This window comes from Pseudomonas sp. UV AK001 (genome assembly GCF_046097675.1).
GTDB classification, from domain to species: domain Bacteria; phylum Pseudomonadota; class Gammaproteobacteria; order Pseudomonadales; family Pseudomonadaceae; genus Aquipseudomonas; species Aquipseudomonas kribbensis.
The window spans coordinates 1,628,763-1,643,799 of the sequence record NZ_JBJUVZ010000001.1 but is presented as its reverse complement, the minus strand read 5'-3'; the positions used below and the strand labels follow the sequence as shown (position 1 = coordinate 1,643,799).

General features: G+C 61.7%; 13 protein-coding genes. 7 read left to right on the top strand and 6 right to left on the bottom strand.

Annotation, left to right across the window (positions count from 1 at the left end):
- Positions 1-208 precede the first annotated feature (208 nt).
- Positions 209-841 (top strand): isochorismate family cysteine hydrolase YcaC, encoded by a 633-nt coding sequence (gene ycaC / locus ACKLNA_RS07485; protein WP_085708478.1) that lies wholly within the window; start codon positions 209-211, stop codon positions 839-841.
- 57 nt (positions 842-898) lie between these two features.
- Here the strand turns inward: ycaC and ACKLNA_RS07480 are convergent, their stop codons facing one another.
- From ACKLNA_RS07480 to ACKLNA_RS07460, 5 genes are all read right to left on the bottom strand, one after another.
- Positions 899-2,161, bottom strand: a complete 1,263-nt coding sequence (locus ACKLNA_RS07480; RefSeq protein WP_408985446.1) for an NAD(P)/FAD-dependent oxidoreductase — start codon at positions 2,159-2,161, stop codon at positions 899-901.
- Between the two features lie 4 nt (positions 2,162-2,165).
- A complete protein-coding gene (locus ACKLNA_RS07475; protein WP_408985445.1) occupies positions 2,166-3,743 on the bottom strand; it encodes an aldehyde dehydrogenase (NADP(+)) in 1,578 nt (525 codons plus the stop codon).
- 67 nt (positions 3,744-3,810) lie between these two features.
- Complete coding sequence (locus ACKLNA_RS07470; RefSeq protein WP_408985444.1) at positions 3,811-4,758, bottom strand: dihydrodipicolinate synthase family protein; 948 nt, start codon at positions 4,756-4,758, stop codon at positions 3,811-3,813.
- Between the two features lie 54 nt (positions 4,759-4,812).
- Positions 4,813-5,739 (bottom strand): 4-hydroxyproline epimerase, encoded by a 927-nt coding sequence (locus tag ACKLNA_RS07465; protein WP_408985443.1) that lies wholly within the window; start codon positions 5,737-5,739, stop codon positions 4,813-4,815.
- 22 nt (positions 5,740-5,761) lie between these two features.
- Positions 5,762-7,393 carry an APC family permease gene (locus tag ACKLNA_RS07460; RefSeq protein ID WP_408985442.1) on the bottom strand — a complete coding sequence of 544 codons (1,632 nt, stop codon included), beginning with the start codon at positions 7,391-7,393 and terminating at the stop codon, positions 5,762-5,764.
- Between the two features lie 235 nt (positions 7,394-7,628).
- On the opposite strand from ACKLNA_RS07460, the gene ACKLNA_RS07455 reads away from it, so the two are divergent.
- The 5 genes from ACKLNA_RS07455 (at position 7,629) to ACKLNA_RS07435 (ending at position 12,420) form a co-directional block, all read left to right on the top strand.
- A complete protein-coding gene (locus ACKLNA_RS07455; protein WP_085733987.1) occupies positions 7,629-8,399 on the top strand; it encodes an AraC family transcriptional regulator in 771 nt (256 codons plus the stop codon).
- Between the two features lie 64 nt (positions 8,400-8,463).
- Positions 8,464-8,733 carry a hypothetical protein gene (locus ACKLNA_RS07450; RefSeq protein ID WP_408985441.1) on the top strand — a complete coding sequence of 90 codons (270 nt, stop codon included), beginning with the start codon at positions 8,464-8,466 and terminating at the stop codon, positions 8,731-8,733.
- A gap of 180 nt (positions 8,734-8,913) precedes the next feature.
- The gene (locus tag ACKLNA_RS07445; RefSeq protein WP_408985440.1) at positions 8,914-9,969 is read left to right on the top strand and encodes a Rieske 2Fe-2S domain-containing protein; all 1,056 of its coding nucleotides are present in this window, start codon (positions 8,914-8,916) and stop codon (positions 9,967-9,969) included.
- 37 nt (positions 9,970-10,006) lie between these two features.
- Entirely contained in the window at positions 10,007-11,362 is a 1,356-nt protein-coding gene (locus tag ACKLNA_RS07440; protein ID WP_408985439.1) for an FAD-dependent oxidoreductase, read from the top strand.
- A 98-nt stretch (positions 11,363-11,460) separates the two neighbouring features.
- Positions 11,461-12,420, top strand: a complete 960-nt coding sequence (locus ACKLNA_RS07435; RefSeq protein WP_408985438.1) for a LysR family transcriptional regulator — start codon at positions 11,461-11,463, stop codon at positions 12,418-12,420.
- A gap of 23 nt (positions 12,421-12,443) precedes the next feature.
- Here ACKLNA_RS07435 and ACKLNA_RS07430 read toward each other — a convergent pair whose 3' ends face one another.
- Entirely contained in the window at positions 12,444-12,857 is a 414-nt protein-coding gene (locus ACKLNA_RS07430; protein WP_408985437.1) for a hypothetical protein, read from the bottom strand.
- A 51-nt stretch (positions 12,858-12,908) separates the two neighbouring features.
- On the opposite strand from ACKLNA_RS07430, the gene ACKLNA_RS07425 reads away from it, so the two are divergent.
- Positions 12,909-15,035, top strand: a complete 2,127-nt coding sequence (locus tag ACKLNA_RS07425) for a TonB-dependent receptor family protein (RefSeq protein ID WP_408985436.1) — start codon at positions 12,909-12,911, stop codon at positions 15,033-15,035.
- The last annotated feature ends 2 nt before the right edge of the window (positions 15,036-15,037 follow it).

Below are 15,037 nucleotides of genomic sequence, written 5' to 3'. Positions count from 1 at the left end.
TCGTTCTGAACGTATTGCTGGCGAACATTATGACAAGGATCGGCGGGAAGGTCGGGACCGCCGTGTGATTGAGCCCCGGATTGAGTGGATTGTCTCGTTTGGGTTGACGGTAAAACGCTTTGCAGGTGATTTATCGCTTTCAGGCGAGTCATTAATCTGTGCCCATCTTGAACGCAAGCGAACTTCCACAACTAAAAAGGGATTCAACATGAGCACTGCAACCTACAACCGCCTGAACAAAGACGACGCCGTGGTTCTGCTGGTCGATCACCAGACCGGTCTGATTTCGCTGGTCCAGGACTTCTCGCCGAACGAGTTCAAGAACAACGTGCTGGCACTGGCCGACCTGGCCAAATTCTTCGAGCTGCCGACCATCCTCACCACCAGTTTCGAGCAGGGTCCGAACGGCCCGCTGGTGCCGGAACTCAAGGAAATGTTCCCGGATGCGCCGTACATTGCCCGCCCGGGCCAGATCAACGCCTGGGACAACGAAGACTTCGTCAAGGCCATCAAGGCCACCGGCCGCAAGCAGATCATCATTGCCGGTGTTGTCACCGACGTGTGCGTGGCGTTCCCGACCTTGTCGGCACTGGCGGAAGGGTTTGACGTGTTCGTGGTGACCGATGCTTCCGGCACTTTCAACACCACCGTGCAACAGGCCGCATGGAACCGCATGACCCAGGCCGGCGCACAGATGATGAACTGGTTCTCCGTGGCCTGTGAGCTGCACCGCGACTGGCGCAACGATATCGAAGGGTTGGGCAACCTGCTGTCGCAGCGGATTCCGAACTACCGCAATTTGATGAATGGGTATGCGGCGCTGACGGCTCGTCAGGGTTGATCGCGATAGTGCAATAAATACGAAAGGCCTGCCCTCAGAAGCAGGCCTTTCGCTTTTTCAGAAACGATCCAGCCTGTAAGGCTCGACACTCGGCAGCTCCACATCCCGAGTCGCAGCCAGCGGCGAAACCATCCGCTCGACCATCTCCGCCGTCACCGCCGCTTGCGTCAACCCCAGATGCTGATGCCCGAACGCGAGCAGCACCTTGCCGTCGTTTGTCTGGTCGATGACCGGCAGCGAGTCCGGCAGCGAAGGCCTGAACCCCATCCACGGTGTGGCCGCTTCAATACTCAACTCCTCACGAAACAACCCCTTGCTCAACCGATGCAACTGCCAGGCCCGGGCCATGGTCGGCGGCGCTTCCAGTCCGGCGAACTCGACGGTGCCCGCCAGGCGCAAGCCTTCGGACATTGGCGTCATGATGAACTTGCGTTCCAGTGAGGTGACGGGGAAGGGCAGCCGGTTGTGTTCCTGAGGCAGCATCAGGTGATAACCGCGTTCGGTGTCCAACGGTATTTTCTTGCCGGTCAGCGCTGTCGTCAGTCTGGCCGAATGGGCACCGCAGGCGATCAGTACTCGACGGGCATTCAGGCGGCCGGTTCCGGTATTGAGTGAAACGCCCTGTGCATTCAGTTGTCCGCCTTCGACCCGTTGTTTCACAAACTGCACGCCACTGGCCTTGGCGGCGCTGACCAGTTCACACACCACCCGGTACGGATCGATGAAGTGCCCGGTGCTAGGGAAAAACAATCCGCCTTGCAGGTGTTCGCTCAGTTGCGGCGCGGTGTCACGCACCGCAGATGCCTGCCATAGGTCGACCGGGACCTGTTGCTGACGCAAGCGCGCCTGCAACGCATCAATGGCCGGACGCGAGTCGGGCCGTTCGAACACCAGCAGCGAACCTTCCACCTTCAGCAGATCGGGTCGCTGGATGTCACCGAGCAACCGGTGCCAGGCCTCCAGCGAACGCTCATTGAGCGCTCGCAGACCTGCCACCGTGCGCTGGAACGGCGCCGAGCGCAGATTCAGCAGCAGCCGGGTGAACCAGGGCAGGGCGCAGGGCAGGTATTTCCAGTCCAGGCGCAGCGGCCCCATCGGGTCCATGAGCATGGCCGGCAAGCGCTTGAGAATCGACAGGTCGGCAATCGGAAACACCTGCTCGGTCGCCAGGTGCCCCGCATTGCCGAACGATGCGCCGTGGCCGGGTTCCTGCGGGTCGATCACGACCACCTGCAAACCCTGCCGCGCCAGACGCAGTGCGCAGGCAACGCCGATGATGCCGGCGCCGACCACGGCGATGTCATGGGTGATGTTCGACATGGTTTCAGGCTTCCCTTTGGCCATCGAGCAGGCGTCGCAGTGCCAGTGGATTGGCCTGTTTGAGCGAGGTTGGCAGCAAGGCGTCGGGGAAATCCTGATAGCAGACCGGGCGCAGGAAGCGCTGGATGGCGGCAGTGCCGACCGACGTGGTGCGCGGATCGGACGTGGCCGGGAACGGCCCGCCATGCACCATCGCATCGCAGACTTCGACGCCGGTCGGCCAGCCGTTGACCAGCAAGCGCCCGGCCTTGCGCTCCAGGGTCGGCAGTAATGAGCGGGCCTGATCCTGATCCTCGTCATCCAGATGCAGCGTGGCGGTCAGTTGACCTTCCAGATGTTCCAGAACCTCACGGATTTCATCGTGACTGATGCACTGCACGATCAAGGATGCCGAGCCAAAGGCTTCGGCTTGCAGCGTGTGATCGGCAAGAAAATCCGCAGCATCGGTGACGAAAAAATGTGCCTGGCCCTGGTTTGGACCTGTCCCTCTCTGGCCGACCGCTGCAAGGCGAGCACGCGGATTTTCCGCCAGTGCGTTCACGCTGGACTCGTAAGCATTGAAGATGCCGGGTGTGAGCATGGTCTGGGCCGGGCTGCGCTGGATGAGCTCGGCGGCGGCGCCAATGAAGGTGTCGAGTTCCGGCCTCTTGAGGGCGATCACCAGGCCGGGATTGGTGCAGAACTGCCCGGCGCCCAGCGTGAGCGAGTTAACAAAACCTTCAGCCAGCGCTTGCGAACGATTGCGCAGCGCAGCGGGAAACAGCAGCACCGGGTTGATCGAGCTCATTTCCGCATACACCGGAATCGGTTCGGGGCGAGCCTGAGCCGCTTTGATCAACGCGAGCCCGCCGCTGCGCGAACCGGTGAAACCGACGGCTTTGATACGTGGATCACTGACCAAGGCAATGCCGACTTCACGCCCGGAACCGTACAGCAACGAGAACACGCCCTCAGGCAGTCCGCCGGCCTTGACGGCCCGAGCCACTGCACGGCCGACCAGTTCGCTGGTGCCGGGGTGGGCGCCGTGGGCCTTGACGATCACTGGGCAACCGGCGGCCAGTGCCGAAGCGGTATCGCCGCCGGCGACGGAGAACGCCAATGGAAAATTGCTCGCGCCGAACACCGCCACCGGCCCCAGCGCAATCTGGCGCTGACGCAGATCCGAGCGCGGCAGCGGCTGACGCTGCGGTTGTGCGCTGTCAACGCGCACATCCAGCCATTCGCCGGCGCGTACGGTGCGGGCGAAAAGGCGCAATTGCTGGCAGGTACGTCCGCGTTCGCCCAACAGGCGAGGGCGCGGCAGGCCGGTTTCGGCCATGGCGCGGTCGATCAACTCATCGCCGAGGGCTTCGATCTCGTGGGCGATGGTTTCGATGAATTCGGCGCGTGCGTCCAGCGCGGTTTCGCGGTAGCGGTCGAACGCAGCCCAGGCCAGCGCGCAAGCCTGTTCGACGTGCTCGGCGGAGCCGCCAGCGTAAGCGGGCTCCAGCAGCGCGTCGGTGGCCGGGTTGATTCCCTGAATGACCTCGCGATCACCCGAGATAGTTTGCTGACCGATCAGCAGTTTGCCCGTAAGAGACATGGCATGTTCCTGAGAAGAAAGAAGGCCCGCCGCCGGTAATCACGGCGGGCTGAAACGGGGCTACGGGTCAGGCGAAGTTTTGTTCTGCCGACCAGTTTTCGTACCAGTGACGGAACAGCGCGTACTGGGCTTCCGCGTAGCGACGCTGGGAGTCGCTGAGGGCGTCGGTCTCGTTGAAATGCAGGGTGTATTCCTTGTCGCCGTTGAGCACCATCAGGTGTTTGTAATACAGCACCAGATCCGCGCCTTCGTCGAAGGACGACAGCACCGCCAGCGCCGATTCCAGTTCCCGCGCCTGACGCCGGGCCTTGGCGTCCCCCTTGGCCGCTTGCTTGCTCAGGGCCACCAGTTGCAGCACTTCGCGGGGCAGGGCGTTGCCGATGCCGGTGATCGCGCCGGTGGCGTTGCAGTTGACGAAGCCGTGCACGACCTGAGTGTCGACACCCACCATCAAGGTCACGTCATCGTCCTTGGAAGTGATGTTTTCAGCGGCGTAGCGCAGGTCGGCGCCACCACCGAACTCCTTGAAGCCGATCAGGTTCGGGTACTCGCGGCGTAGTTCGAAGAACAGGTCGGCGCGGGTTGCGAAGCCGTAGTAAGGGCTGTTGTAGATCACCGCCGGCAGGTTCGGCGCGGCCTGCAGAATCGCGGCGAAGTGCGCCTTCTGCGCGGCGAGCGAAGAGCCTCGGGACAACACCCGTGGAATCACCATCAAACCCTGAGCACCGACTTTGGCCGCATGGGCCGCGTAGGAGACCGCTTCACGGGTGTTGATGGCGCCAGTACCGACGATGGTCGGAATCCCGGCAGCCACCAGCCGCGCCACGCCTTCCTGACGCTCGGCTTCGGTAAGCAGCGGCCAGTCACCCATGGAGCCGCAATACACCACGGCGCTCATGCCGATATCGATCAACTCGCGACCCTTGGCCACCAACGCATCGAAGTCCGGTTTGCGTGCGGCGGTGCACGGGGTCATCAGGGCGGGCATGCAGCCAGTGAAGATGTTGTCGCTCATTATTGTTCTCCTTGGAACGGTCATTCAGATAGGTTTGAAAATCAGCGCAGCGGCTCAGATGCCCCACGCGAACGGATCGTTTTCGTCGATCAGCAGCGTGCTGTCGGCGGTCATGTAGGCGCGGCCGGTGATGAACGGGCGCACGCGTTCACCTTCCCGTTCGAAGCGACCTTCGAACTGGCTGCCGGTGATGCTGGCTTGTACCCAGCGCTGGCCGGGCTGAAGTTTTTCGTCGGCGGCCAGACAAGCGAGTTTGGCGCTGGTGCCGGTGCCGCACGGTGAGCGGTCGTAGGCTTTGCCGGGGCACATGACGAAGTTGCGGCTGTCGGCGTGGTCGTCATCGGCAAACAGTTCAACGTGGTCGATGATTGCGCCGTCTTCGCCATGGATGCCTTGGTCCTCGAGGGCCTTGAGCATTTTCCAGGTGAAGTCGGTCAGGGTTTCGACGTTGTCCATCGTCAGCGTCTGACCGTGCTCGGAGACCAGGAAAAACCAGTTGCCGCCATAGGCGATGTCGCCGAGGAAACGGCCGTATCCCGACACCTCAACCGCTACTTGTTTGCGCAATCGGTAAGCCGGTACGTTGCCCAGGGTCACGGCGCCGTCCTCATGCAACGTCGCGCTGACCGGGCCGACCGGTGTGTCGATCTTGTGCACGCCCGGGGCGATCAGCCCCAGATGCTGCAAGGAGGCGATCAGGCCGATGGTGCCGTGGCCGCACATGCCCAAATAGCCGGCGTTGTTGAAGAAAATCACCCCGCAAGTGGCGTCCGGCGACACCGGTTCGCAATACAGCGCGCCCACCAGTACATCGTTGCCGCGCGGCTCCAGCAGGCAGGCCCGGCGCCAGCGGTCGTGCTGGTTGCGCAGGGCATCGCGCTTTTCGGCCATGGTGTTGCCGGGCAGATCGGGGAAACCCTTCATCACCAGACGCGTCGGTTCACCGCCGGTATGCGAATCAATGACGTGTACGCGTTTCATGTTCGTGTCCCTTCAAAAGGTTTCAATAAGCGCCGGCAGCGCGCGGGTTGGCAGCGGAGACCGGGGACGTCGAAGCGACTTCGCTTTCATCCTCTTCGGACTCCAGACGCAGCAGGTGCGACGGCACACCGGTGGCGGCGCCCCAGTAGTAGATGCCGGTGGCGAAAGCGGCGACGACCAGCGTGTCGAAAGGGTGGGCGAGGATGCCGAGGCCACCGAAAGTGCCGAGTTTCGACAAGACGATGGTCACGGCGTAGAAGGCGATCAGCCACGCCGATGAGCGCACTTGATGGGCAAGGCTCAGGTGTCTGGTCGGTACGAAACGGCCGCACAGCAGGTACACGACAAACATCAGGATTTGCAGGCCGAGCAGCCAGGAGACGGTGTCCCACCCGGACCAGTAAACGATCAGCGCAGCGATGATGAACGACACCGGCCCCAGCACGCCCATGCACTTGACTCGGAACGGGCGCGGCATGTCCGGCGCATTGCGACGCAGTGCAGCGACGGTCACCGGGGCCACGGCGTAGCTCAACACCAGTGCGGCGGACACCACGTTGATCAGCGCTTCCCAGGACGGGAACGGCAGGGTCCAGAACACCGACAGGGCAAAAGTCAGCCACAGCGCCGGGCGCGGGATGCCGGATTTCTCATCGATGCGGGTGAACACTTTGAAGAAGGTGCCGGTCTGCGCCCAGCCGTAGATCACTCGTGGTGTGGCGTTCATGTAGATGTTGCCGCAGCCGCTGGGCGAGATCACCGCGTCGGCCACCACCAGATAGGCCAGCCAGCCCACGCCGAGCGCCAGGGCGATATCGCGGTACGGCAGGGCGAACTCCTTGGAAACCCCGGCCCAGCCATTGGCGAGCAGTTCAGTCGGGATGCCGCCGAGGAACGCCGTTTGCAACAGCACGTAGATCGCGGTGGACAGCAGCACCGACAGGATCAGCGCAATCGGAATGGTGCGTTGCGGATTTTTCACCTCACTGGCCACCGAGATGATCGGGGTCAGGCCGAGGTAGGCGAAGATCACGCCGCCAGCGGAAACGGCCATCTCGATACCCGAGAGCCCGAAGGGTGCGAAGCCCTGAACCTGAAAGTTCTCCGGTTTGAAGAAGGTGAACAGCACACCGATCACCAGTAGCGGCACGATGAACTTGAACACGCTCACCAGATTGTTGGCCTTGGCGAAGGTTTTCACGCTGCGGTAGTTGAGCAGGAAGAACACGCAGAGCAGACCGAACTGCACCAGCCAGCCCAGCACCGTCGGATCGCCGCTACCGGCTTTGGTCAGGCCGGGAAACCATGCAGCGGCATATTGGCGCGAGGCGACCACTTCGATCGCCACCAGACTGGAAAACGCGATCAGTGTGATGAAACCCATCAGATAGCCGAGCAGCGGCCCGTGGCTGTAGACCGGATAGCGAACCACACCGCCGGCCCGGGGCAGCGCAGCGCCCAGTTCGCAGTAGACGATGCCCAGCAGCAACACGGCGAAACCGCCCAGCAACCAGGAAAAAATCCCCGCCGGCCCGGCAATCGCAGAAACGTGACTGGCCGCGAACAGCCACCCCGAACCGAAGATCGCTCCGAGCCCGATAAACGTGAGGTCGATCAATGAAAGCTGTTTTTTGAACTTGCCTTGGCCTGACATGGCGTCGCCTTCTTGTGAGTTATTGGATAGGCAGGTGTATGTCACTGGGACGGGCCAACATTGAACTCATCGGCCGCTGCGTGATTGATGTTTTGCGCAAGCCTGGATGACGAAATCAGCACAATTGCGCTGAACGACGGCAGGCCTCGACAGGCCGTGGGCGTTGCTGCACTCTGCACGCGAACGCCGTATGGCGGGCCGTTGGCCGACTCACCCGCGAAGGAAAACACCGACGATGCAGAACGCATTTGCGCGCCTGTGCGAGGGCGATGAGCACAATCGCCCCCAGACCCTCGAAGCCCTGGTGGCGGGCGTTGCCGCACTGTTGCCGATGCTGGACGTGATCCCGAATGCGGTGATTTTCATCAAGGATCCGGACGCGCGTTACGTCCTGGCCAACCGCACACTGGTGCAGCGCTGCGGGTTGAAAGACCTGAAGCCGTTGCTCGGCAAAACCAGTGCGCAGGTATTTCCCGCGCAATTGGGGCCGGGCTACACCGAGCAGGATCGCCGGGTGCTGGAAGAAGGGTGGGTGCTGGAGGATCAGCTGGAATTGCATCTGTACGGCAGTCGCGAGCCGGGCTGGTGCCTGACCCACAAGCGACCGTTGTACAACCGCGATGGTGCGATCATCGGTCTGGCGGGGATTTCGGTGGATCTGCAATCGGCCAGCGAGACGCATCCGGCCTTCGAGCGACTGGCCGCCGTCGACGAGCACATTCGCACGCATTTCAATCGCCGGGTGACGCTGGGCGAGCTGACCCGGATCGCCGGTATTTCGGTGGCGCAACTGGAGCGTTACTGCAAGCGCGTGTTCCACCTGACGCCCCGGCAGATGATCCAGAAAGTACGGCTGGAGCATGCCCATCGTTTGTTGCACACCGACCTGCCGATCACCGAAGTCGCCCTGCAGTGCGGCTACACCGACCACAGCGCCTTCACTCGCCAATTCAAGGCCTCGACCGGATTCACACCGCGTCAGTACCGGCAGGCGACAGAGCAATGAACGGTTCCCGGGTCATTGCGGATAAACTGAGCCCGTCAGCCCCAATGTGCGCAGGTAAAACGAGATGAACCGGATACAGATACGCCATTGCGCGTATTTTCTTTGCGCGATCATGCTGACGTTGACGACAAGCTGCTCCAGCAAGGCTCGCTATGCGACCGTGGGTGATCGCTGCTATGCCAAAGCGGTGCCGACGATGGGCGAGGGTGGCCTGGCCTGGGGACAGACCCTGGGCCAGGCACAGAAAAAATCCATGGATAACTGCATGCGCTACGCCGGCCGCTCCGGCGGTACACCCGGTACTTGTCAGGTGGTGTTGGCCAAGTGCAAGTGAATACCCAGTCATACCGGTATATCTGATTTCACATAAGCAACATGCTTCTCACGACATGGGCGAGGCCGGCGCGAATCTCTAGCATGGATTTCGCACTCGTCGTCCGCAGGCCAACAACACAACCAATAGCCTGCGGATGCGCACCTCTTCGGTGCCTTTTCCACGTCAAGGAGAACTCACATGTCCACGGCCGCAATAGCCTGCCAGTCCGTTACCTGGAACCCGATCACCAAGAGCAGCACCTTCACCGCACAAGACCGCGAGACGCTCAGCAAGCACTGGCACCCCGTGGCCTTTTCGGCAGACGTGACCGACAAACCCTATGCCGTCACGCTACTGGATGAGCCCGTCGTGCTCTACCGGGCCGGCGGGAAACTGAACGCCGCCCGGGATATTTGCAGTCATCGCGGCGCGCCGCTGAGCAAAGGTTGGGTGAAGGGCGAAAACATCATCTGCCCGTATCACGGCCTGCACTTCGGCACCGATGGTCGATGCACGCGTATCCCGTCGGAGCCCAATGCCAATCTCACCGAACGCCACCGCATCCAGATGTACGCGACCCGCGAGGACTTCGGGCTGATCTGGGTGCTGATGTCGGGAACGAAAGCGCCATTTGCTGAAATGCCGTCCTGGGCCGATGACAGCTTCCAGCGCATCCTGCCGCCGTCCATCGACATTGCGGCTTCCGCCGGCCGGCAGGTGGAGGGCTTTATCGATGTCGCGCACTTTGCGTGGATCCACCACGAGGCTTTTGCCGAGCGCGACAACCCGGTGGTGCCGACCTACAAGGCCGAGGTCACGCCGTACGGGGTTCATGCCGAGTACATCAGCAACGTCAGCAACTTCCCCAAGAGCCTGCAGCATCGCGCGCCGGAAGGCTTTCTCTGGAACCGCACCTTCGATGTCTTTGCGCCGTTCACCGCGCGCCTGACCGTCAACTTTCCCGAACCGGAACACCGCTTGGTGATTCTGAACGCAGCCAGCCCGATCTCGGCGCGCAAGACCCGCATGTTCTGCGCCATCACCCGCAACTTCGACAAGGAGATGCCGCTTGAAGACGTCTACGCGTTCAACCAGCAGGTCTTCGAAGAAGATCGCGACATCGTCGAGCTGTGCCGCCCGGAAGACTTGCCGCTGGATCTGTCGCTGGAAATCCATATTCCTGCCGACCGTTCCTCCACTGCCTACCGTCGCGCCTTGAGTGCGCTCGGCCTGGGACGCGCCTTCACCAGCTGACCCAACCGCTGCGTATCGATTGACTGGAGGATCGACCATGTTCAAGTGGGAATGTCTTGTGTGCGGCTTCATTTACGACGAAGCCGTGGGTATGCCTGAGCACGATATCCCGGCCGGGACTCGCTGGGAGGACGTGCCGGAGAGCTGGTATTGCCCGGAGTGCGGGGTAGGGAAGGCTGACTTTCAGATGATTCAGGTCGGGCAGAGTGCAGAGCCGAACTCCGTGCCGGAGCAATCCGACCCGGTGATCATTCTGGGCTCAGGGCTAGCCGGGTACACCGTGGCGCGCGAACTGCGCAAGCGGGATAGCGACACGCCAATCCTGATCGTCACCCGCGACGGCGGCGAGTTCTACTCAAAGCCGGCGCTGTCCAACGCCTTCCAGACCGGACGTTTGCCGGAGCAACTGGTGACCTTCAGCGCCGAGCAGATGGCCGCGCAACTGCAAGCGCAGGTCAGGACACGTACTTCGATTGAACGGATCGACACCGATGCCCGGTCGATCTACATCGACGGCCAGCCACTTCGCTACCGCGCGCTGGTGTTGGCGCTCGGGGCGGATGCGCGTCGCCCCGCGCTGCAAGGCGATGGGGTGGACGCGATCATCACGGTGAACGACCTGGAAGATTACCGGCGCCTGCGTCAGCAGATCAGCGCTGATAGCCGGATCGCCATTCTGGGCGGCGGGCTGATCGGCTGCGAGTTCGCCAATGATTTGCGGCATGCCGGTCATGAAGTGTGGGTTGTCGACCGGGCCACCTGGCCGCTGAGTCGCCTGCTGCCTTCGGAGGCTGGAGAGGAAATGGCCAATGCACTGGCGTCGATCGGCGTGCGCCTGGAGCTTGGCAATGCGCCCATTGCGGTTAACCGCGCGGGTAAAGGGTATGCATTGCAACTGGCCGATGGCCGCGTGCTGGAAGCGGATTATGTGTTGAGTGCCATTGGCCTCGAACCCCGCGTCGATCTGGCGCGGGCGGCGGGTATTCGGGTTGCCGGCGGTATTGTCACTGACGCTTATTTGCGTGCGAGCGCCGATAACGTTTACGCCTTGGGTGATTGCGCGCAAGTCCATGACCTGGTGCTGCCCTATGTGATGCCGATCATGTTGCAGGCCCGGGCGCTGGCCCGGACCCTGGCGGGTCAGCCGACGCCGGTCGCTTATCCCGCCATGCCGGTGACGATCAAGACCAGCGTCTTGCCGACCATTGTGGCGTCGCCGATGAACCCCGAGGGAGAGTGGTCGACCGAGTGGGCGGGTCGCTGTGACAAAGGCATTGCTCACGTGAAATCCATTTATCTGGATCAGCAGAGCCAGATGCAGGGATTCGTCCTGATGGGCGGTGCGGTCCATGAAAAGGCCGAGCTGCTGAAAAGGCTGCCGGACTGGCGGTAGCACTGCCTTTGAACCCTCGCATGGACGCGAAAATGAATGGCGCTATATCATCTGGTATATAGCGCTATATAAAACTGTCCACCGGAAAAGAGGTTGCTGTGTCCAACGCTTTGCCCAATTGCGACGTTCAACTGATCCGCACGCTCTACACGCTGCTGACAGAGTGCAGCGTGTCGCGCACGGCCGAGCTGCTCGGGCAGACCCAACCGGCAATCAGCGTCGCGCTGCGCAGGCTGCGCGAGCTGACCGGCGATCAATTGCTGGTGCGAAGCGGCAGCCGGATGGTGCTGACCGCGCACGGCCTTACCTTGATCGAGCCCGTTTCGCAGGCTCTGAACGGTATCGAGCAGATCCTGCATCCGGTCGATCTGTTCGATCCCGCCACCACCCGACAGACCTTTCGCATCAGCACGCCGGATTACCTGAGCGTGTTTTTCGTGCCCGCCATCATCGAGCGTTTTTATGCGCAAGCCCCGTTCGCCACGCTGGAGCTCAAGCACCTGCAAGCCGAGGGCGGCTACTCCCGTGGACTGGAGGACGGTTTTCTGGATCTGGTGATCGGCAACTGGCGAACGCCGGCCGAGCATCTTCATCTGCAGCCCTTGTGCGACGATGACTTGGTTTGTCTGATGCGTAAGGAGCATCCGATTCCGCAAGGCGGGTTGACCCCGGAGGCCTATGCGGAAGCAGACCACCTGGCGGTGATGACACACAACGCGTCCGGGCAGGGCACGATTGGCGCCGAGCTGGCGAAAAGCGGCCTGGCCCGGCGCGTGAAAACGACCTTGCCGTATTTCTGCATTGCGCCTTACGTGCTGGTCAAATCGAATCTGGTGTTCACCACCACACGTTCGTTTGCCAAGCATTACACCGAGTTGTTGCCGCTGCGGATCGAGCCGTTTCCGGTGCCGGCGCAGCCCTTGCGCTACTACCAGTTGTGGCATGCGCGCAAACATCGTTCGCAAGCGTCGAAGTGGCTGCGCAGCGTGGTGTTGGCCGCAGCCAAGGCGATTGGCCCCGAGCCTTTGATGCCGATCAGTGAGAACCGCAGGTGCTAGGGGAGCAGGACAAGACTCGTTCTCTAGGTGCGTTGCAAGGCCCGCGACACGTACATTTTGGTAATCATTGACACCATCTCTTTCGCCCCGAAACAACGGAAGTAAAAGTGGCCGTACTCGGTTTCCAGACTCACAATCTTGGTCAAGAACCCCCATTCCAGGCTGACCTTTCGAATCGATGCCATGGGGATTTCAATATCCAGAACCCCGTCCTGAACCATACGGTTCATGGCATTGGCGTTCATGAAAATCGTGGAGTGGGTCACCGTCACCTTCCCGCCAACCCAGAGTCCGCTGGGGGCCAGAAAATTGGCCAGTTTCGTCTTCAATACTGCTTCGGCCATCCCTGCATCTCCTTCGTTCAAATCACAATCCAGCCTTTCAGCCGCCTGTTTACCTGACAAAAAACAAAATCGCCATGTGTTTACTTCGTTCATTCATACGTCGCAGTTCTCACTGCCCGTAACTGTCTGTCTGGAGTTCTCTCGATGCCCTCTCTCAAAACACTGCCCGCTGCATTGCTGGGGCTGGCCCTTGCCTGTCCGGTCGAAGCCGAGTCTCAGGGCATGGAGTTGGGGCAGGTGTTGATCGGGGCTGAAGAACAGACTGGCGAAGATCTTTCGGTGGAAGAGGCCAGGTCCCGGCTTGCGCAAGTCCCCGGCGCTACCAATGTGGTCGATATGCGGGCTCCGTTGCAGGGGCGGGTGGCGAGCAATCAGGATGTGCTGGCGTATCAGCCGGGCGTATATGCGCAGTCGGCGGGTAACGAAGGGGTGAAAATATCGATTCGCGGCTCGGGCATCAATCGGGCTCCCGGTGCTCACGCGTCGGGGCTGTACACGATGCTCGACGGGCTGCCGCTGACCGGCCCCGGCGGTACGCCTTATGAATTGCTGGAGCCACTGTGGCTTGACCATGTGGAAGTGCTGCGCGGTGCCAACGGTTTCGACCGCGGCGCGCCGGCCCTCGGCGGGGCGGTCGATTACGTCAGCCACACGGGCTACAACGCGCCGCGGTTGAATGTGCGCTACGTCATGGGCAGCCACGGCTATGCGCAACGGCAAGCCAGCTCGGGCCAGGTGCTGGGCGATTTCGATTACTACCTGTCGATGACCGACGCGCACTCCGACGGTTATCAGGATCACACCGCCAGCAAGAGCCAGGGTGTGATCGCCAACTTCGGTTATCGCTTCAATCCGAATCTGGAAACCCGTTTCTACATCCGTCACCGCGAGACCGACAATGATCTTGCCGGGCGAGTGACCAAGTATTCCATCGAGCACGATCCACGTGCGGCCAACCCGGCCTACGTGACCCGCAACGACAGCCGCGATCAGCCCGGCAGCACCTTCATCGGCAACAAGACCACGTACTACATCGACGATGATTCGAGCATCCAGACCGGTCTGGTTTATCACGATTACCCGATGGATCTGCGTGAAGGTCCGAACCGTTTGAAGGTCGCGTACACCGATGTCAGCGGCACGTTCGACTACAAGCGCCGCGATACGCTTTGGGGGCTCGAAAGCCGCAGCACGGTTGGCCTGCGGGTGACCAAACACCTGCCCAACGACGGCGCCAGCGAGCTGGTTCGGATCCCCACCGGCAACACCGCCGGTTATGCGCCGGGCACGCACATGCGCAACTTCACTTATCAAGGCTCGGACACCGTCCTGCACTTTGGCAATGACCTGGAAATCGCCAATGACCTGTGGCTGACCACGGGCCTCGCCGCGATCTACACCCGCCGCGAAAGTGCCGTGACTTACCCCGACGGAGGCGGCAAGACCAGCCTCGGCGACTGGGACTACGCGCCACGTCTGGGCCTGCGTTATCAGGTGACGCCGGACCTGCAACTGTTCGGCAACCTCAGTCGCTCGGTCGAAGCGCCGCATCCGTGGTCGCTGATCTACAGCTCCAACGTACGGTTCCCGGCGGGCAGCGGCGCCGCCACCGGCACCCAGCGCGATCCGGTCAAACTGCAGAACCAGACCGCGACCACGCTGGAACTCGGTGGTCGTGGCAACAGTGCACTCGGCGAATGGAGCCTGGCCTGGTACTACGCCCAGGTGCGCCACGAACTGCTTTCGGTGTTGCCGGATGCCAACGCGACTACCCCGTACGAACTCAACGCCAGCCCGACCGTGCACCAAGGCATTGAAGCCAGCCTGAACAGTAACCTGTGGTCGGCGAACGACGGCGGCAAGTTGAGCCTGCGTCAGGCCTACACCTTCAGCGACTTCCACTACCGCAATGACGATCGCTTCGGCGACAACCGTCTGCCGGGCCTGCCGATGCATTACTACCAGGGCGAACTGCGCTACGATTTCCCGCAGGGTTTCTTCGCCGCAGTCAACATGCAACTGGTGTCGAAAGTCGCGGTGGATTACGCCAACAGCTACTACGCCGACCCTTACGCCACCTTCGGCGCGACCCTTGGATACAACGCACCCAAGGGCGACTGGCAGACCTGGCTGGACATGCGCAACCTGACCGACAAGCACTACGCCGCTACAGTTACGCCGGGCTATGACGATAAAGGACTGGACGCTGCACGCTCCACGCCGGGCGAAGGCATGGCGATGTATGTCGGGGTGTCGTGGAGTCTGCTCTGAGG